General features: G+C 63.9%; 12 protein-coding genes. 8 read left to right on the top strand and 4 right to left on the bottom strand.

Annotation, left to right across the window (positions count from 1 at the left end; all coding sequences use genetic code 11):
• Positions 1-56 precede the first annotated feature (56 nt).
• The gene (locus NRS07_RS05905; RefSeq protein WP_259211781.1) at positions 57-2,009 is read left to right on the top strand and encodes a CocE/NonD family hydrolase; all 1,953 of its coding nucleotides are present in this window, start codon (positions 57-59) and stop codon (positions 2,007-2,009) included.
• On the opposite strand, the gene NRS07_RS05910 is transcribed toward NRS07_RS05905, so the two are convergent.
• Both NRS07_RS05910 and NRS07_RS05915 read right to left on the bottom strand, forming a co-directional pair.
• The gene (locus tag NRS07_RS05910; protein ID WP_259211782.1) at positions 2,004-2,693 is read right to left on the bottom strand and encodes a hypothetical protein; all 690 of its coding nucleotides are present in this window, start codon (positions 2,691-2,693) and stop codon (positions 2,004-2,006) included. The two genes, NRS07_RS05905 and NRS07_RS05910, sit on opposite strands and share 6 nt — an antisense overlap.
• On the bottom strand, positions 2,690-3,148 hold the full coding sequence (locus NRS07_RS05915) for a rhodanese-like domain-containing protein (RefSeq protein ID WP_259211783.1): 459 nt from the start codon (positions 3,146-3,148) through the stop codon (positions 2,690-2,692). The genes NRS07_RS05910 and NRS07_RS05915 overlap by 4 nt, the downstream gene beginning before the upstream one ends.
• A gap of 296 nt (positions 3,149-3,444) precedes the next feature.
• On the opposite strand from NRS07_RS05915, the gene glnA reads away from it, so the two are divergent.
• From glnA to corA, 5 genes are all read left to right on the top strand, one after another.
• Positions 3,445-4,860, top strand: a complete 1,416-nt coding sequence (gene glnA / locus NRS07_RS05920; protein WP_259211784.1) for a type I glutamate--ammonia ligase — start codon at positions 3,445-3,447, stop codon at positions 4,858-4,860.
• A gap of 167 nt (positions 4,861-5,027) precedes the next feature.
• Positions 5,028-5,576 (top strand): DUF4124 domain-containing protein, encoded by a 549-nt coding sequence (locus NRS07_RS05925; RefSeq protein ID WP_259211785.1) that lies wholly within the window; start codon positions 5,028-5,030, stop codon positions 5,574-5,576.
• Complete coding sequence (gene glnL, locus NRS07_RS05930) at positions 5,573-6,688, top strand: nitrogen regulation protein NR(II) (protein WP_259211786.1); 1,116 nt, start codon at positions 5,573-5,575, stop codon at positions 6,686-6,688. The genes NRS07_RS05925 and glnL overlap by 4 nt, the downstream gene beginning before the upstream one ends.
• Before the next feature lie 66 nt (positions 6,689-6,754).
• The gene (gene ntrC / locus NRS07_RS05935; protein WP_259211787.1) at positions 6,755-8,230 is read left to right on the top strand and encodes a nitrogen regulation protein NR(I); all 1,476 of its coding nucleotides are present in this window, start codon (positions 6,755-6,757) and stop codon (positions 8,228-8,230) included.
• A 64-nt stretch (positions 8,231-8,294) separates the two neighbouring features.
• Positions 8,295-9,263, top strand: a complete 969-nt coding sequence (gene corA, locus NRS07_RS05940; RefSeq protein WP_259211788.1) for a magnesium/cobalt transporter CorA — start codon at positions 8,295-8,297, stop codon at positions 9,261-9,263.
• Between the two features lie 22 nt (positions 9,264-9,285).
• Here the strand turns inward: corA and NRS07_RS05945 are convergent, their stop codons facing one another.
• Together NRS07_RS05945 and NRS07_RS05950 are read right to left on the bottom strand one after the other, a co-directional pair.
• The gene (locus NRS07_RS05945; protein ID WP_259211790.1) at positions 9,286-10,170 is read right to left on the bottom strand and encodes a DMT family transporter; all 885 of its coding nucleotides are present in this window, start codon (positions 10,168-10,170) and stop codon (positions 9,286-9,288) included.
• Complete coding sequence (locus NRS07_RS05950) at positions 10,167-11,783, bottom strand: NAD(P)/FAD-dependent oxidoreductase (protein WP_259211792.1); 1,617 nt, start codon at positions 11,781-11,783, stop codon at positions 10,167-10,169. Before NRS07_RS05950 ends, NRS07_RS05945 begins: the two co-directional genes overlap by 4 nt.
• 466 nt (positions 11,784-12,249) lie before the next feature.
• Between NRS07_RS05950 and NRS07_RS05955 the strand changes: the two genes are divergently transcribed.
• Both NRS07_RS05955 and NRS07_RS05960 read left to right on the top strand, forming a co-directional pair.
• Positions 12,250-15,195 carry a carboxypeptidase regulatory-like domain-containing protein gene (locus NRS07_RS05955; RefSeq protein WP_259211793.1) on the top strand — a complete coding sequence of 982 codons (2,946 nt, stop codon included), beginning with the start codon at positions 12,250-12,252 and terminating at the stop codon, positions 15,193-15,195.
• Between the two features lie 692 nt (positions 15,196-15,887).
• A complete protein-coding gene (locus tag NRS07_RS05960) occupies positions 15,888-18,773 on the top strand; it encodes a TonB-dependent receptor (protein WP_259211794.1) in 2,886 nt (961 codons plus the stop codon).
• Positions 18,774-18,796 lie beyond the last annotated feature (23 nt).

An 18,796-nucleotide genomic window follows, 5' to 3' on the forward strand; every position in this document is an offset into this window, starting at 1 on the left:
GCACGCCCCGAAACGGATTACACTGGCGGACTTTGTCCAGACTCCCCGAGGAAGCCATGATCCGTCGTCCCCTGTCCGCGCTTGCGCTGGGCGTGCTGCTCGCCTGTGGTGCAGGCGTGCATGCCGCGCATGCGTCGGCCGTTGCCGCTGGCGCCGATGCGCCAGCCCAGAAACGCAGCACGCGCGAGCACTACACCAAATACGAATACCGCATCCCGATGCGCGACGGTGTCAAGCTGTTCACTGCGGTGTACGTGCCGAAGGACGGCACAAAACGCTATCCGTTCCTGGTGCAGCGCACGCCGTATAGCGCCGGCGTGCGGGCCCAAGGCCAGCAGCGTTATGGCGTGGACTGGTTCCCCGAGGCGCTCAGCCCGACGCCAGAGCTGGAGAATTCAGGCTACATCTTCGTCACCCAGGACGTGCGCGGACGCTACATGTCGGAAGGCGCCTGGCAGGAGATGACCCCGCACATCAAGACCGGGCGCGCCGCAGGAGAAGGGCAGGAAAGCGCCGACATGTACGACACGGTCGAGTGGCTGCTCAAGCATGTGCCGAACAATAACGGACGGGTCGGGATCTGGGGCATCAGCTATCCGGGCTTTTATGCAGCCGCCAGCATCATCGACTCGCACCCGGCGATCAAGGCCGCCTCGCCGCAGGCGCCGATCGCCGACCTGTACATGGGCGACGATTCGTACCACGGCGGCGCCTTCATGCTGGCTGCGAATTTCGATTTCTATAGCAGCTTTCTGCCGATGAAGAACCCGACCCTGCCGCCCAGGAGCCGTTCCGGCTTCGACTACGGCGAAGCCGACGGTTACGATTTCTTCCTCAAGCGCCTGACCCTGCCGAACATCCTGGCCAGCATGAGCGCCGAGCAGCGCCAGTTGCTGGAGCCGACCATCGAGCACGACACCTACGACCAGTTCTGGCAGGCGCGCGACATCACGCGGCACATGAAGAACGTCAAGGCCGCGGTGCTGACGGTGGGTGGCTGGTTCGATGCCGAGGATCCGGCCGGCCCGTTCGCGATTCACAAGGCGGTCGCGAAATACAATCCGGGCACGCCCAATGCGCTGGTGATGGGCCCCTGGGTGCATGGCGGCTGGAATCAGAGCGATGGCGCGCGCCTGGGCAACGTCTCGTTCGATGCCAACACCGGCGACTACTACCGGCGCGAGATCCAGTTCCCGTTCTTCGAGCAGCACCTCAAGGGCGTCAAGCCGGCCCGCAGCCTGGCCGCCGTGACCGCATTCGAGACTGGCACCAATGTCTGGCGCTCCTATGCGGCCTGGCCGCCGGCGCCGGCGAAGCTGCGCACGCTCTATTTCGGCCCGAACGGCACGCTGGGCTGGCAGCAGCCGGGCGCCGGCAGCGCCGCTTACGACGAGTATGTGGCCGACCCGCGCAAGCCGGTACCCTACATCGGTTACGCGGCCACTGGCGTGCCGCGCGAATACATGGTGTCGGACCAGCGCTTCGCCGCGACCCGTCCGGACGTGCTGGTGTACCAGAGCGAGGTGCTGGAAGAAGACGTGACGATCGCCGGGCCGGTGGTGCCCAAGCTGCTCGTGTCGAGCACCGGCACCGATGCCGACTGGGTGGTCAAGCTGATCGATGTGTATCCGGCCCAGTATCCGACGCCGGCGGTAAAACCGGGCGGCAACGACGTCGGCCCACCCACGGTGAACATGGGCGGCTTCCAGCAGCTGGTGCGCGGCAATCCGCTGCGGGGCAAGTTCCGCAACAGTTATGAGAAACCGGAGCCATTCACGCCCGGCAAGCAGGAAACGCTCAGTTTCGAGCTGGGACAGGTAAACCATACCTTCCGGCGCGGCCACCGGATCATGGTGCAGGTGCAAAGCTCGTGGTTCCCGCTGGTGGACTTGAATCCGCAGACATTCACCTATATCCCGAAGGCCAAACCCGAGGATTTCGTCAAGGCGACGCAGCGGGTGTATCGCGGCTCGGGCTTGCAGGTGCCGGTGATGCCGCCGACCCTATGATGCGTAAAGCGCCGCGCGCACCGCGCGGCGCACCGTGGTCGCCGGAATCAGCTCCACCGCCAGCCGGCGCAGGCGCGCCGCCTCGGCGTGGCGCCCGCGCTGCACCAGCACCTCCAGTACCTGGCGCACATCGGCGGCGTAGATGCCGATCTGCGAGCCGATGAACATGGTGCGCGCATGCTGCCGGCGCCAGCGCGAAAACGTTTTCATCAGGGAGCGGCTGCGCTGGCCGATGGTGGCCCCGGGGTCGGGCAGCAGGCGTTCGGCCAGCGCGTAGTCGCCGGCGGCGATGATGGCGGGCAGGGCGATGTCGGCGCAGGCAGCGAGCAGGACCGGATCGGTTCTCTCCAGCGCGACGCACAAGACATGCGTGTCCGCGCCCTGGCCCAGCTCTTCGTCGATGGCGACCACATCATGGAACAGCCCGCGCTTGCCCTTGCCTGCCAGAAGAAGCGCTGCATCGCGCTCGCGGGTTGCCAGCAAGGCGTCCAATGCAGGTTGATAGTCGGCGCCCAGGTCGACCCAGGCGTGCAGCGCATACGACAGGCGCACGCCATACAGCGAAGGATCGTGCTCGAGTGCTTGCTCGTGAAACCATTGTAATTCGCGCAGGGCAGCGTCGAACTGGCCATCGCCGGCCAGTTCGCTGGCGGCGTCCAGGCGATCGAGAGCGTCTTGCATCATGCCCCGATCCATGGCAGCCCGGCCTGGCACCAGCCGCCTACGCTCTTGCGGTGCCCTTCGGCGTCGCGCTCGCCCTCGAAACCCTCGAGGATGTCGTAAGACTGTTCAAAGCCGTGCTCGGTTGCCACCCGCGCGGCGTGGCGCGACCGCACGCCCGAGCGGCACAGGAACAGCAGCACCTCGTCCTTGCGCGCGACCGCCTCGAGCTGTGCCACGAAGTCGGGATTGGGCACGCCGCCGGGGTAGGTGGCCCACTGCACCGCCACATGGCGGGAGTCGGGCACGGCGGCGCGACCCACCCAATCGCGTTCGGCATTGGTGCGCACGTCGACCAGCCTGGCGCGCGGATCGTGCTGGAGCAGGGTAAAGGCTTCTTGCGGCGTGACGGCGCCGGCATAGGGCTGGCCGCTGGCGCGTTCGCGGGCGGCGGCGAAGATGGCGTCGGATGTACTCATGGTAGTCAATTCTTTATAAACAAGAAAAAGCGGTGCACCAACTTGGTTCGGTGTATCCTGCCCTGCGATGGTGCAGGCTCTGGTGGTTGCACCAAAATGGTGCGAACTTTTCGGAGCACTGACCCGCTAGCGTGACAATTGTATGATCAAAGCTGCAGGCTTCCAACGAAGCATACGGCATGCGCGCATGTCGCCAGCTTGGCACAGTTCATGCTTTAGAGTACATCACGTGGTCGCGTCAACGAGCAATAGCGAGCCGGATGGCGCGACACCCCCATTTCAATCAGGAGATACGCATGGCAAAGACGGCTGCAGACGTAGTGCAAATGATCAAAGACAACGAAGTCAAGTTCGTTGATTTCCGTTTCGCCGACACCCGCGGCAAAGAGCATCACGTGACCGTTCCTGTCTCGCACTTTGACGAAGACAAGTTCGAATCGGGTCATGCCTTCGACGGTTCGTCGATCGCCGGCTGGAAGGGCATCGAAGCGTCGGACATGCTCTTGATTCCGGACCCGCTCACCGCCAACATCGATCCATTCATGGAAGAGACCACGCTGTTCATGCAGTGCGACGTGATCGAACCGTCCGACGGCAAGGGCTACGACCGCGACCCGCGCTCGATCGCCAAGCGCGCCGAAGCCTACCTGAAGTCTTCGGGCATCGGCGATACCGCCTACTTCGGCCCCGAGCCGGAATTCTTCATCTTCGACTCGATCCGCTGGAAGATCGACATGTCGGGCTGCTTCGTCAAGATCGATTCCGACGAAGCCTCGTGGTCGACCGACAAGGAAATCGAAGGCGGCAACAGCGGTCACCGTCCGACCGTCAAGGGTGGTTATTTCCCGGTCCCGCCGGTCGACAGTTTCCAGGACATGCGCTCGGAAATGTCGCTGATCCTCGAATCGATGGGCATTCCGGTCGAAGTGCACCACCACGAAGTGGCCGGCCCTGGCCAGAATGAAATCGGCACCAAGTTCTCGACCCTGGTCGAGCGCGCCGACTGGACCCAGAACATGAAATACGTGATCTGGAACGTGGCCCACAGCTACGGCAAGACCGCCACCTTCATGCCCAAGCCGATCAATGGCGACAACGGCTCGGGCATGCACGTGCACCAGTCGGTCTGGAAAGACGGCAAGAACCTGTTCGCCGGCGACGGCTATGCCGGCCTGTCGGAAACGGCACTGTTCTACATCGGCGGCATCATCAAGCATGCGCGCGCCCTGAACGCGATCACCAACCCGGGCACCAATTCGTACAAGCGCCTGGTGCCTGGCTATGAAGCACCGGTCAAGCTGGCGTATTCGGCCCGCAACCGTTCGGCGTCGATCCGCATCCCCCACGTGGCGAACCCGAAAGGCCGCCGTATCGAAACCCGCTTCCCGGACCCGCTGGCCAACGTCTACCTGTGCTTCGCGGCGCTGCTGATGGCCGGCCTGGACGGCATCCAGAACAAGATCCACCCGGGCGAAGCGGCGACCAAGGACCTGTACCACCTGCCGCCAGAAGAAGACAAGCTGATTCCGACCGTGTGCGCCTCGCTGGAAGAAGCGCTCGAAGCGCTGGACAAGGACCGCGAGTTCCTGACCCGCGGCGGCGTGTTCAGCGATGCCATGATCGATGCCTACATCGAGCTGAAGATGCAGGAAGTGCAGCGCTTGCGCATGACCCCGCACCCGGCCGAATTCGACATGTACTATTCGGCCTGATCGAGGCGGCAAGAGCTTGAAGGTTAGTGTTGCGCCACAGTATCAATTGGTGTAAGCGGCTGTAACAAACGCGGGGAAAGCGCAGGCTTTCCCCGCGTTTTTTCATGCTTCATGTATAGTCGGCCGGACTACAATAGCTGCACGTTTATTGTGCAAACTGATTTCTGATGAGAACGACCATTCCTGTTTCTCGGCGCCGCAAGCTGTGGCGTACCCGCGGCCTGCTGTGCGCGGTGCTGGCAGCGCTGGCGCCGCTGGCGGCCCAGGCCCAGATCTACCGTTGCACCGATGCCAACGGCAACCGCCTGTATACCGATGTCAAGAGCGGCAATTGCCAGCTGATCGATACCGGCCCTACCCAGCGCTTCACGCCAGCGGCGTCGGCGCCGATCCCGGCGGTGTCGACGCCGTCCGCACGCCCTGGTGCCGCGGCGCCGGCGCCAAGCACCACCCCGGCCAGCTTCCCGCGCGTCGACACGGCCCAGCAGCGAGTACGCGACGACGACCGCCGCGAGATCCTCAACGACGAGCTGCGCCTGGAAGAAAAGCGGCTGGGCGAGCTGCGCCGCGAATTTAACAATGGCGAGCCCGAACGCCAGGGCAACGAGCGCAACTATGCCAAATACCAGGAGCGCGTGGCCAGCATGCGCGCCGAAATCGGGCGTACCGAAAGCAATATTGCCGCGCTGCGGCGCGAGATCGCCAATATCCGATGAGATCGCGAGCCCAGGCGGCGTCGGCGCCGGCATCCGGGCTGGAGCCGCCAGCACGGCTGGCGGGCCTGGACCTGCTGGCATCCGCCGTGCTGCTGGTAGGGCCGGCGCTCGAGGTGCGCTATGCCAACCCGGCAGCCGAGAACCTGCTCGAACTGTCGCTCAAATCCATGCAGCGCAGCCCGCTGCCCGAGCTGTTCGTCAATGGCGCCGAACTGGCTGCCCTGTGCATCCAGGCGCTTGCCCACCAGTATGCCGACCTGCGCCAGGACCTGGCCCTGCACCGTAGCGGGCGCGAGCCGCTGCACGTCAACAGCATCGTCAGCGCCCTGAAAGAAGAAGAGGGCGGCGAACTGCTGATCGAGCTGCGCGAGAACGTCCAGCAGCTCAAGCTCGACCGCGAGGAACGCATCCTCGACCACAGCCAGGCCAACAAGGAATTGATCCGCAACCTGGCGCACGAGATCAAGAACCCGCTGGGCGGCATCCGCGGCGCGGCCCAGCTGCTCGAACTCGAGCTGCCGCCGCTCTACCAGCCCGACTTGTCCGAATATACCCAGGTGATCATCAAGGAGGCCGACCGCCTGCAGACCCTGGTGGACCGCCTGCTGGCGCCGCACCGGAAACCCCATATCGTGGGCGACGTCAACATCCACGAAGTGTGCGAACGGGTGCGCAGCCTGATCCTGGCCGAGTTTCCGCTGGGCCTGTCGATCCGGCGCGACTACGATGCCTCGATTCCCGAGTTCAGGGGCGACATGGAACAGCTGATCCAGGTGGTGCTGAACATCGCCCACAACGCCGCCCAGGCGCTGGCCGGGCGCATCGCGGCCGGCGACGCCGAGATCGTCCTGCGCACCCGCGTGGCGCGCCAGGTCACCCTGGCCAAGGTGCGCTACGGGCTGGCATTAGACTTGCATATCATCGACAATGGACCGGGTATCGCGCCCGAGATCCGCGACCGCATTTTCTATCCGCTGGTATCGGGACGGGAGGGCGGCAGCGGCCTCGGGCTGACACTGGCGCAGACCTTCGTGCAACAGCACCTGGGCGTGATCGAGTGCGAAAGCCGGCCTGGACTGACGGATTTCCGGATATTGCTGCCCCTGCCTTGAGCGGGCGCTGGCGGTCATCCGCCGTGAGTCCCCATTGCAGATCCATATTGCGGGAACCACGACTACATGAAACCAATCTGGATTGTCGACGACGATGCATCGATCCGCTGGGTGCTCGAAAAAGCCCTGGCGCGTGACAACCTCGCGACCCGCAGCTTCGCCAACGCGCGCGAGGCCATGGCCGCGTTCGAGCTTGAAACACCGCAGGTGCTGGTATCGGACATCCGCATGCCGGGCGAATCGGGCATCGACCTGCTGGCGGCGGTCAAGGCGCGCCATCCCGGGCTGCCAGTCATTATCATCACCGCTTTTTCCGACCTCGATTCGGCGGTCGCCTCGTTCCAGGGCGGCGCGTTCGACTACCTGGCCAAGCCCTTCGATATCGACAAGGCCGTCAGCCTGATCCGCCGGGCGCTCGAAGAAAGCCTGCGCGAAGCCAGCGTCGAGGCGGCGCCGGCCGAAACGCCCGAGATCCTCGGCCACGCGCCGGCGATGCAAGAGGTGTTCCGCGCCATCGGCCGCCTGTCGCAATCGAACGTGACGGTGTTGATTACCGGCGAATCCGGTACCGGCAAGGAGCTCGTGGCCCGCGCCCTGCACAAGCACAGCCCACGCGCGCAGCAACCCTTCATTGCGCTGAACACGGCGGCAATCCCGAAAGACCTGCTCGAATCGGAACTGTTCGGCCACGAACGTGGCGCGTTTACCGGCGCGCAGGCGATGCGGCGCGGTCGCTTCGAGCAGGCCGAGAACGGCACCCTGTTCCTGGACGAGATCGGCGACATGCCATTCGATCTCCAGACGCGGTTGTTGCGGGTGCTGTCCGACGCCCATTTCTACCGGGTCGGCGGGCACCAGCCGGTCAAGGCCAACGTGCGCGTGATCGCGGCTACGCACCAGAACCTGGAGCAGCGCGTGCGCGACGGCCTGTTCCGCGAAGACCTGTATCACCGCCTGAACGTGATCCGCCTGCGCTTGCCGTCGCTGCGCGAACGCAGTGACGACATTCCACTGCTGGTGCGCCACTTTCTGGTGCAGAGCGCGCACCAGTTGGGCGTCGAGCCCAAGCGCATGAGCGAGCCGGCCATGCGCTACCTGGCCGGGCTCGCATTACCGGGCAACGTGCGCCAGCTGGAAAACCTGTGCAACTGGATCACCGTGATGGCGCCCGGCCAGACGGTCGAGGTCAAGGACCTGCCGCGTGACCTGACCCAGGGCCATCCGGCCCCGGCGGCGCTGCCCGATGCGGCGCTGCCGGGTGCGGCCGGCACGCCGTCTGCCGTCGTCGCGCCAGAAGCTGCCGCAGTGGCGGCGCACGACTGGATCGGCCTGCTCGAACAGCAGGCCGCCGCCATGCTCGGCGCCGGCCAGATGGACGTGATGGATACCCTCGCGCGCGAGTTCGAATCGGCCCTGATCAAGACCGCGCTCAAGCACACGCACGGGCGCAAGAACGATGCCGCGGTAAGGCTCGGAATCGGCCGCAATACGATCACGCGCAAGATCGTGGAGCTGGGCATCGACGGCGCCCGCGAGGAATAAGAAAGCGCAAGGTGATGGTGTAAGCTGGCGCATCTGCGCGTTTGCGTCTACCCATCCAAGATCCATGCTGATTAATTGTGTCGCCTACCAGGAAGGCAAGAAGCTGTCCGACATACCGGTCGAAGACATCAGCGACTACCTGAAGCAACCCGAAACCTTCGTCTGGGTCGCCCTGCGCGATCCGGGCCCGCACGACATCGCCACCATGCAGGAAGAATTCGCCCTGCACGAGCTGGCCGTCGAGGACGCGACGCGCGGCCACCAGCGCCCCAAGATGGAAGAGTATGGCGACTGCGTGTTCGTGATCGCGCACATCGTCGAACTCGATGGCGACGAGCTCAATGCCGGCGAGCTGGCGATCTTCGCCGGCACCAACTATGTGCTGTCGGTGCGGCGCGACGCCAACCAGGGCTTTTTAGGGGTGCGGGCGCGCGCCGAACGCGAACCGCACCAGCTGAAAAAAGGCGCCGGCTTCGTGCTGTATGCCCTGGTCGATGCCGTCGTCGACCGCTATTTTCCAGTGGTCGATGCGCTCGAATCCGAACTCGAATCGATCGAAGACCATATTTTCGGCCATCTCGGCGAGCAGCGCGCCAACGTCGAGCGCCTGTACGCACTGAAACGCAAGTCGCAGGTGCTGCGCCACGCCGTGATCCCGCTGATGGACGCCATCGGCCGCCTGTACGGCGGGCGCGTGCCCGCGGTCGTGCTCGACACCCAGGATTATTTCCGCGACGTCCACGACCACCTGCTGCGCATCATGGGCCGGCTCGATGCGGTGCGCGACACCATCAATACCGCGATCCAGGTAACGCTGTCGATGGTCGCGATCGAAGAAAACGACATCAGCAAGAAGCTGGCGGCCTACGCGGCGATCTTTGCCGTGTTCACGGCCTTTGCCGGCATCTGGGGCATGAATTTCGAGGTCATGCCCGAGCTGAAATGGACCTACGGTTATCCGGTGGCGCTGGCCACCATGGGCGGGGTGTCGTATTACCTGTACCGGCGGTTCAAGAAGGCGGGCTGGATCTAGCCGGCCACGTACCCGCCGAATCCTATGCCGTGCTTGACCGCTTGCCGGCGGTGGCCGCGGCGCCGGCGCAGGCCAGCACCACCAGCGCGATCGCCAGCCACTGCTGGCCAGTAAGGCGCTCTCCGAGCACGACATACCCGGCCAGCGCCGCAAACGCCGGGCCGGCGCTGACCAGGATGCCGAACACGCGCTGCGGCAGGCGCCTGAGAGCTGCCATCTCGAGCGAGTAGGGCAGGGCGCTCGAGAGCACGGCCACGGCCAGGCCGCCGATCAGGACCGCGGGCGCCAGCAGCCCGGCGCCGGCATGTGCCACACCGAACGGCACCGTAAACAGCGCCGCCGCCAGCATGCCCCAGGCTACCGCCTGGCCGCCGTTCAGGTTTGAAACGCGCTTGCCGAACACGATATACATCGCCCAGCAAAAGGCCGCGCCGAGCGCATACAGCACCCCGAGCGGATCCAGGGGCGGAACGCCGTCGTGGAACGGCGCGAGCAGCCACAACCCGAATGCGGCGAGCAGGACCCAGGCGAAGTCGCGCGCGCGGCGCGAGGACAACACCACCACCGTCAGCGGGCCGATGACTTCGATCGCCACCGCCACCCCGATCGGGATGCGGGCAAACGCGCCGTAGATCAGCAGGTTCATGCAGCCCAGCATCAGGCCGTAGGCGAGCAGGTTGAGCGCGTCGCGACGCGAGGGAATCGTGCGCCATGGCCGCACGATGGCCAGCATCAGCAGCGCCGCCAGGCCGACGCGCACGGCGGTGACGCCTTCGCTGCCAACCAGCGGGAACAAGCCCTTGGCCCAGGCCGCGCCGGCATTGACCGACACCATCGAGGCCAGGATCGCCAGTGCGGGGCCGAGCGCCGAGGGCGCTTGCTCGGTTGCGGCCCCGGGTACCTTCATGCAGCCATCGCCAGCGCCACGGCTTCGGCCACGCGGATGCCGTCCACTGCCGCCGACATGATGCCGCCGGCGTAGCCCGCGCCTTCGCCGGCCGGGAACAGGCCGCGCGTGTTCAGGCTTTGCAGGTCGCCGTCGTTGCGCTTGATGCGGATCGGCGACGAAGTGCGGGTCTCGACGCCGGTCAGCACCGCGTCTTCCTTGTAGTAGCCCTTGATCTGCTTGTCGAAAGCGACAAAGGCTTCGCGCATTGCCACGATCGCATACTCCGGCAGCGAGGGCGCCAGGTCGGTCAGGTGCACCGCCGGCCGGAACGAGGGGATCACCGAGCCGAACTCCTTCGATGGCCTGCCTTTCACGAAGTCGCCCATCAACTGGCCCGGCGCGTCGTAGGTACTGCCGCCCAGCACAAAGGCGCGCGACTCGAGCTCGCGCTGGAAGGCGATGCCGGCCAGCGGGTGGCCCGGATAGTCGCTAGGAGTGATGCCGACCACGATGGCACTGTTGGCGTTGCGCTCGTTGCGCGAATACTGGCTCATGCCGTTGGTGACGACGCGCCCCTCTTCGCTGGAAGCGGCCACCACGGTGCCGCCCGGGCACATGCAGAAGCTGTACACCGAGCGACCGTTCGACGCGTGGTGCACGATCTTGTAGTCGGCCGCGCCCAGGATCTTGTTGCCGGCGTTGGGGCCGAAGCGGCAGACGTCGATGAGGGACTGCGGGTGCTCGACCCGGAACCCGATCGAGAACGGCTTGGCTTCGATGTAGACGCCGCGCTCGTACAGCATCTCGAAGGTGTCGCGCGCGCTGTGGCCGATGGCCATTACCAGGTGACGGGTGGGGATGTCTTCGCCGTTGGCCAGGCGTACGCCCTGGACCTGGCGCACGCCGTTTTCCTCGGCCACGTGGATGTCTTCGACCCGGGTGCCGAAGCGGAATTCGCCGCCCAGCGATTCAATCTCGGCGCGCATCTGCTCGACCATCTTGACCAGGCGGAAGGTGCCGATGTGCGGCTTGCTGACGTACATGATCTCGTCGGGCGCGCCGGACTTGACGAATTCGGTCAGCACCTTGCGGCCGTAATGCTTCGGATCCTTGATCTGGCTGTAGAGCTTGCCGTCCGAGAAGGTGCCGGCGCCGCCTTCGCCAAACTGCACGTTCGACTCGGTATCGAGTTTGCGCTTGCGCCAGAAGCCGAAGGTATCCACCGTGCGCTCACGCACCACCTTGCCGCGCTCGAGTATCAGCGGATTCAGGCCCATCTGCGCCAGGATCAGTGCCACGAACAGACCGCAGGGACCGGTGCCGACCACGATCGGCCGCGGCGTGCCGGCCGCTGGCCGGCCGGCATCGACGAACTGGTAGCCGGTGTCGGGCGACGGTCCGACATGCTGGTCCTTGGCGAAGCGCGCCAGCACGGCGGCTTCGTCGCGCAACTCGGCGTCGATCGAATAGATCAGCACGATCGCCGACTTCTTGCGCGCATCGTAGCTGCGCTTGAAGACCGCGAAGTCGACCAGTTCGCCGTCGTCGATGCCGAGGCGGGCCAGAATGGCGGCGCGCAGGGCGGGTTCAGGGTGGTTGAGGGGGAGTTTGAGGTCGCTGATTCGGAGCATGGTGGGTAGCTGAGGTGGTTGCTAGTGAGGCAACAATAGGGAAACGGGCGAAACCGCTATTTTACCGAACTGTCCGGCTCCAGGGACCCCAGCCAGCGCTGGAAAGCGGGAATGATGTTGCACTGCAAAATCGTTCTTGTACCAACGGCAAGCTATTAGATTGGGACAAATATAGTTGGAAGACCCATGATGGCCGGTGTTTTGCGTTGCGCCGCAACACTCGAAAACATAAAAATTCCAATGAAATCAAGGTGTTGTATTCGGGCGTAATGACAGTTGTTTAATATTTGACACGTGCATGTATGCATGTTTCCATCGTGAAAGTCCGGTGTCGTTGACAACAGGACAAGTGAGGTAGGCCGGATTTTAAGGAGCGAAAAGCCGGCGCCGTTACCACTGAAGTGATCTATATAACAACCAAAAGCAGGCCGGCACGACCGGTTTGCAATCACGAGGGAATCACACCATGTTCAGAAAGACAGTATTGGCGCGCGCGCTGACGATTGCATTTGCCGCCACAGTCGGCTCCACCGTTGTCGTTGGCGGCAGCGCCCACGCAGCTTCGAACTCGGCCGGCGACATCGTCGGACGCGCCGCGGCGGGCACCCTGATCACGATCGAGAACAAGTCGATCGGCCTGACCCGCACCCTGACCGTCAACAAGAATGGCGATTATCAGCTGACCATGCTGCCGCCGGGCACCTACACCGTGCGCGCCAAGCGTCCGGATGGCTCGCTCGAAGAGCGCCAGGTCGCGGTCAACGCCGGCGAAGCCGTGTCGTCGAATTTCGAAGCCGCCACCAATACTGTGGTCGTGACCGGCCGCCTGAACCGCATCGACGTCAAGTCGCCGGAATCGAGCATGGTGCTCAACGAAGCGGCGATCGACCGCATTCCGGTGGCGCGCGACGTCACCGCGGTGGCCCTGCTGGCGCCTGGCGCGACCCGCGGCGACGCGCGGATCGGCCAGACCACGCTGCGCGCCGGTAACGTGCCTTCGCTGGGCGGCGCTTCGCCCGCCGAAAACGTCTATTACATCAATGGCTTCAACGTCACCAACATGCTCAACGGCGTGGCGTTCAACCAGGTGCCGTTCGAAGCGATCGCTTCGCAGCAGGTCAAGACCGGCGGTTACGGCCCCGAATACGGCCGTTCGCTCGGCGGCGTGCTGTCCATCACGACCAAGCGCGGCACCAACGAGTGGAAGGGCGGCGCCAACGTTATCTGGGAGCCGGTCGACCTGAAGGGCAGTTCGATCTACACCGAAGCGGGAAAGAGTACGAACAAATGGCTGGTCGCCGATCGTCCGGGCGGCACCGACGACAAGAAGGCCAACCTGTGGGCGGGCGGTCCGGTCATCCAGGACAAGCTGTTTGTCTTCGGCCTGGTACAGGGCGCCGACATCGAGCAGAAGACCTACGGCGTCAGCACGCAAACCATCGTCAAGAGCAATACACCGCGCTACCTGGTGAAAGCCGACTGGAACATCAACGACAACAATACCCTGGAGCTGACGGCCTTCAACGACGAGAGCAAGGACAAGGTGCGCACCTTCGCGTCGCTGGCGCCTTATGCCACGCCACAGGGCGCGGAACGGCTGCCCGATGAGTACACCAGCGGCGGCCAGAACTACATCGCAAAATATACCTCGTGGCTGACCGACGATTTCACCGTCTCGGCCATGGCTGGCCTGGGCAAGTACAGCCGCGCATCGAGCATCGGCTCGGCGGCCTGCCCGTTCATTCGTGATGACCGGACCTCGGCGCGTCCGCGCCTGGGCTGCGCGACCACTTCCAACATCACCAATCCGGGCGCCAATGACGAACGCAGGGCGATTCGCATCGATGCCGAGTGGAACCTGGGCGACCACGGCCTGCGCTTCGGCCTCGACAACGAGGAATACAAGGTTGTCGACGGCACCCAGAGTTCCGGCGGCGAGACCATCCTGATCAAAACCCTGGCGCCAGGCTCGGACCTGCCGGGCGGCTATGTCAATAACACCGGTGCGCCGATCGATTTCCTGCAAGTGCGCCATTTCGAGAACGGCGGCGCGTTTACCACCAAGAACTCGGCCTTTTACCTCGAAGACAACTGGCAGGTCACCCAGAACCTGGTCGCCAATATCGGCGTGCGCAGCGAATCGTTCGAGAACCTGAACGCCGACGACAAGACGTTCATCAAGGTCGACAACACGATCGCGCCGCGCTTTGGCCTGTCGTGGGACGTCAGGGGTGACCAGAGCTTGAAGCTGTTCGCCAATGCGGGACGGTATTACATCCCGGTGATGTCGAACACCAACGTGCGCCTGTCGGGTGCAGAACTCGACTATACCGACCGCTTCGTCTACACCGGTTCCAACGGCGGCGACGCATTCCAGAATCCGGGCCGTGGCGCCCAGCTCGGCACCCGCACCATCAGTTCCAACGGCGAGGCGGGCGATCCGCGTTCGGTGGTCGATCCGAACATCAAGCCGATGTACCAGGACGAATTCATCCTCGGCGCCCAGCACGCGCTGGCCAATCGCTGGACCGTCGGCGCGAAAGTTACCTACCGCAAGCTCAAGAAGGTGATGGACGACATGTGCAACGGTCCGGGCGCCGAAGAATGGGCGCTGGCCAATGGCTATAACGGCGACCAGGCCGCACTCATCGGCGGCGCGATCGACCACTGCTTCCTGTACAACCCCGGTGGCGACCTGACCGCCAACATCGACCTCGAAGATGGCAAGGGATTGACCGAAGTGGTGATTCCAGCGGCGTCGCTGGGCTTCCCGCAGCCGCAGCGCAAGTACACTGCGTTGGAACTGACCTTCGAGCGTGCATGGGATGGCGTCTGGAACCTGCAAGGCTCTTATGTCTGGTCGAAGTCGCGCGGTAACACCGAAGGCTATGTCAAGTCGGACATCGGCCAGGACGACGCCGGCATCAGCCAGGACTGGGATTATCCCGGCCTGATGGAAGGCGCCTACGGCGACCTGCCAAACGATCGCCGCCATACCGTCAAGGTGTTCGGTGCCTACCAGGTCACGCCAGAGCTGCGCCTGGGGGCGAACGCGATCATCCAGAGCGGCCGTCCGCTCAATTGCCTGGGCTATTACTCGGGCAACCTGGACACCGTGTCAATCCTGTACGGCGCGTCTTCGTTCTATTGCAACCGCCAGCTGAACCCGCGCGGTACGGTAGGCCGCCTCGAGTGGACGCGCGAGCTGAGCCTGCAGGCAAGCTACGAGCCGGCATGGCTGCCGAAGACCACCTTCTCGATCGACGTCCTGAACGTGTTCAACGAACGCGGCATTACCCAGGTGAATGAAGCAGGCGAGTCGGCGCGCGGCACGCCTAGCCCGAACTACCTGCAACCTGGCGCCTTCCAGGCCGGCCGCAGCGTTCGCCTGATGGCGCAGTACGAGTTCTAAACAGCGCAACCGGCTGATCTGCACAGGCCGCCTTCGGGCGGCCTTTTCAATTCCGTCTCCGTTTTGCTAGCAAATCTGCATTTGTACCAAGACATTACGTTGTATGCCTACAACGCCCAAATTGCAAATGTCTGGTGGCGCCAAGTCATGCAGACCGAATAATTGTCGCTATATTGCTCAGTTCGCCAGATATACAGACGATTAGCATATAAATCTGCTAACGGTGCGCAAGTTCCTCTCATCGTGCTGCGTGCGGCTTGTATCTGCGCGAAGCGCTTGAGACCGATTTCTCACTGTTTCAATACATGAGTTCGTCGATAGCGGATTACGCCAGAAGCGAAGCTGTTGCTTTCGTTCCTGATACCCCCCGCGGCTGAATTGACACTTTTGCCAACGGTATGGTTTTATGTATTTATTCAAATAACGTTTTCTTTCTAGCCCGTTATTTGAGACTGCGCGTACTAGTGAGCCGAGTACGAAAGAATGACACCGTCGAAAAGCGGTGGATATACAGATGTTGTGATTTGACTGGTCCCACAGACATCCTTCAATCCGGCGCGCGAGCAATCGTGGGCAGGGCGCCGGCAACGGCGCCCGGGTTCGATGGAGACAGCCGGGTCCGCGCCGGTACGCCGGCAGGGCCCGGTAAGAAGAAAAACCACCCTCAGAAAAGCCCAGAAGGAGAAGTACACATGACGTTCAAATTGAAGTCGCTGCCGCTCGCAGTTGCCGCCGTGGTCGCCAGCGGCGCCCTGGTCGGCGCCCCAGCCTTTGCGCAGACCACCGATACCGCGGCAACCGCACAGCGCGTGGTCGTTACCGGCTCGCTGATCAGCCGCGCCAATACCGAAACCCCGGCCCCGGTCCAGGTGCTGACCGCCGCCGACATCCAGAAGAGCGGCAAGACCTCGGTCGCCGAACTGCTGACCGACCTGGCAGCCAATGGCGCCGGTACCCTGGGCACCGGCTTCGCCGGCGCATTCGCCAATGGCGCATCGGGCATCTCGCTGCGCGGCCTGACGGTCGGCGCGACCCTGGTCCTGATCGACGGTCACCGCATGGCACCGTACCCGTTGTCGGACGATGCCCAGCGCTCGTTCGTCGACGTCTCGTCGATTCCGTTCGACGCCATCGAAAGCATCGAAGTGCTCAAGTCCGGCGCGTCGTCGCTGTATGGCTCGGACGCGATCGCCGGCGTGATCAACATCAAGCTCAAGAAAAACCTGACCGGCACCCGCCTGTCGACCGAAGTGGGCGACACCCAGCATGGCGGCGGCAAGACCAAGCGCGCCTCGATCAGCACCGGCATCGGTAACCTGGACCAGGATGGCTACAACGCCTTCATCACCGCCGAATGGCGCAAGCAGGGTTCGATCAAGGTCGCCCAGCGCGAGCAGTTCGGCTATGCCAACCGCGACTGGCGTGAGCGCGGCGGCAACAACATCAACCTGGGTGTGCCGACCAACCTGAACAACTTCCTGACCGCCACCAACACCCCGTTCCTGTACAACCCGACGAACCCGAACAACCCGGCTGGCGTGACCAACGTCAACAATCCGGCCAACTACGTGTTCCTCGACCCGAGCAAGTGTAATTTTGCCCTGTACCGCGCGGGCGGTTGCCAGGTCAACGACACCGCGTCGAACATCCAGCCGGAAACCGAAAACATCAACCTGATGATCGGTATGACCAAGAAGCTGAGCGATAACTGGGAACTGAACCTGAAAGGTTCGATGTTCCAGCGCGACAGCAGCAACAACCGCAACGCCAACCCGGCCGCCTATAACCCGACCGTCTTCAACGGCTTCACCACGCTCAACAACGGCGTGCTGGTCTCGCGTGTGGGCGCCATCCCGAGCACCACCTTCGCACCGGGCGCGCCGGTCGGCGCCAACGTCACCAATCCGTTCGCCCAGAATGCGCGCCTGTACGGCTACATCGCCGACATCGGTCCTAACCTGACCACCAACAACCGCGCCACCAGCACCCGTTTCAGCGCCGACATCGTCGGTGACGCGATGGGCTGGGATATCCGCGCCGGCGTCGGCGCCACCCGCGTCAAGAGCGACCTCGACTACAGTGGTTACGTCAACCGCAGCAACCTGTACAGCTTGCTGCGCAGCGGCAGCTGGAACGTGTTGGGCAACAACTCGCCAGCCCTGGTCGCGGCCGTGTCGCCAAAGTTCGGCAACAAGATCGAGTCGACCCTGAACTACGCCGACCTGGTCGGTTCGCGCGAACTGATGCAGCTCGGCGCAGGTCCACTGGCACTGGCAGTAGGCGCTCACTGGCATGAGCGCAAGCAGAATGCACCGGCCTCGTCGCTGACCCGGATCGGCGCGGTGGGCAACACCTCGGCCTTCACCGTCGGCGACGATACCAACACGGCGGTGTTCGCTGAACTGCAGGCTACCCCGGTCAAGAACCTGGAAGTGGGCATCTCGGGTCGTTACGACCACTACGACACCTACGGCAACTCGTTCACCCCGGCGGCCAACTTCAAGTGGGCGCCAGTCAAGCAGTTCGCCATGCGCGGTACCTTCGCACGCGGCTTCCGCGCGCCTAACCCGGCCGAAGTGGGCAACGCCGGTTCGTTCTTCACCTTCAACGCGATCAACGACCCGCTGCTGTGCGCCAACGGCAGCCGTACCACCGCCGGCAACGTGCCGTCGGCCTGCGGCTTCGCACCGCCCTACGTCCAGACCACCAATCCCGACCTGCAGCCAGAGAAGTCGAAGTCCTACACCCTGGGTATCATCGTCGAGCCGATGCGTGGCCTGAACATGTCGCTGGACTACTACAAGATCCGCATCAACAACCTGGTCGTCACCCAGGCTGGTAACGATCCTAGCTTCGTCCCGACCTGGGTGCGCGGCCCGGTAGCGACGATCGACATCGCCACCGGCAGCGGCAGCAACACCGCCCCTGGCACCCCGGCGGCGGGGCCGATCCTGTACGGCCTGTCGCCATACATCAACGCCGGCAGCACCGAAACCCACGGCGTGGAAGCGGACGTACGTTACCGCTGGCGCCTGGCCAACGACATGGGCACCGTGTCGGCCAACCTGAGCGCGGCGCACACCTTCGGCTATGTCACCTCGATCGGCGACTTGTCCTACCAGCTGGCAGGCACGCAAGGCCCGTCGTCGGTTGGCGGCGCCACCGGTAACCCGAAACAGCGTGCACAGTTCACCCTCGGCTACAACCGCGGCCCGCTGGACGTGACCACCACCGTGAACTACACGAGTGGCTTCTCGACCATCGACCCGGCACTGGGCGAGACCGACTGCGCAACCACCGCGGAACACGTTGGCGGCCGCGCCTATTTCGCTGGCCTGATCCAGCCAGCGAACTACTGCGAAGTGTCGTCGTTCACCTCGACCAACCTGAACGTGTCGTACAAGATCACCCCGAACCTCACCGTTCGTGGCGCGATCCTGAACGTGTTCGACAAGCAGGCACCGTACGACGTCGCTACCTATGGCAATGCCGGCGCCGGTACGTCGTACAACGCTTCGCTGCACCAGCCTGGCGCCATCGGCCGCTTCTTCAGCCTGGGCCTGGCTTACCAGTTCTAAGCACGCCCGAGCAGGCAGCGGCA

This window comes from Massilia sp. H6 (assembly GCF_024802625.1).
Taxonomy (GTDB): Bacteria; Pseudomonadota; Gammaproteobacteria; order Burkholderiales; family Burkholderiaceae_D; genus Telluria.

Excerpts from the sequence above, each read along its gene's own strand:
- NRS07_RS05960 (WP_259211794.1), top strand. The coding sequence starts at position 15,888 with ATGACGTTCAAATTGAAGTCGCTGCCGCTCGCAGTTGCCGCCGTGGTC.
- NRS07_RS05910 (WP_259211782.1), bottom strand. The coding sequence starts at position 2,693 with ATGATGCAAGACGCTCTCGATCGCCTGGACGCCGCCAGCGAACTGGCC.
- corA (WP_259211788.1), top strand. The coding sequence starts at position 8,295 with ATGCTGATTAATTGTGTCGCCTACCAGGAAGGCAAGAAGCTGTCCGAC.
- glnA (WP_259211784.1), top strand. The coding sequence starts at position 3,445 with ATGGCAAAGACGGCTGCAGACGTAGTGCAAATGATCAAAGACAACGAA.
- ntrC (WP_259211787.1), top strand. The coding sequence starts at position 6,755 with ATGAAACCAATCTGGATTGTCGACGACGATGCATCGATCCGCTGGGTG.
- glnL (WP_259211786.1), top strand. The coding sequence starts at position 5,573 with ATGAGATCGCGAGCCCAGGCGGCGTCGGCGCCGGCATCCGGGCTGGAG.
- NRS07_RS05950 (WP_259211792.1), bottom strand. The coding sequence starts at position 11,783 with ATGCTCCGAATCAGCGACCTCAAACTCCCCCTCAACCACCCTGAACCC.
- NRS07_RS05925 (WP_259211785.1), top strand. The coding sequence starts at position 5,028 with ATGAGAACGACCATTCCTGTTTCTCGGCGCCGCAAGCTGTGGCGTACC.
- NRS07_RS05905 (WP_259211781.1), top strand. The coding sequence starts at position 57 with ATGATCCGTCGTCCCCTGTCCGCGCTTGCGCTGGGCGTGCTGCTCGCC.
- NRS07_RS05915 (WP_259211783.1), bottom strand. The coding sequence starts at position 3,148 with ATGAGTACATCCGACGCCATCTTCGCCGCCGCCCGCGAACGCGCCAGC.
- NRS07_RS05945 (WP_259211790.1), bottom strand. The coding sequence starts at position 10,170 with ATGAAGGTACCCGGGGCCGCAACCGAGCAAGCGCCCTCGGCGCTCGGC.
- NRS07_RS05955 (WP_259211793.1), top strand. The coding sequence starts at position 12,250 with ATGTTCAGAAAGACAGTATTGGCGCGCGCGCTGACGATTGCATTTGCC.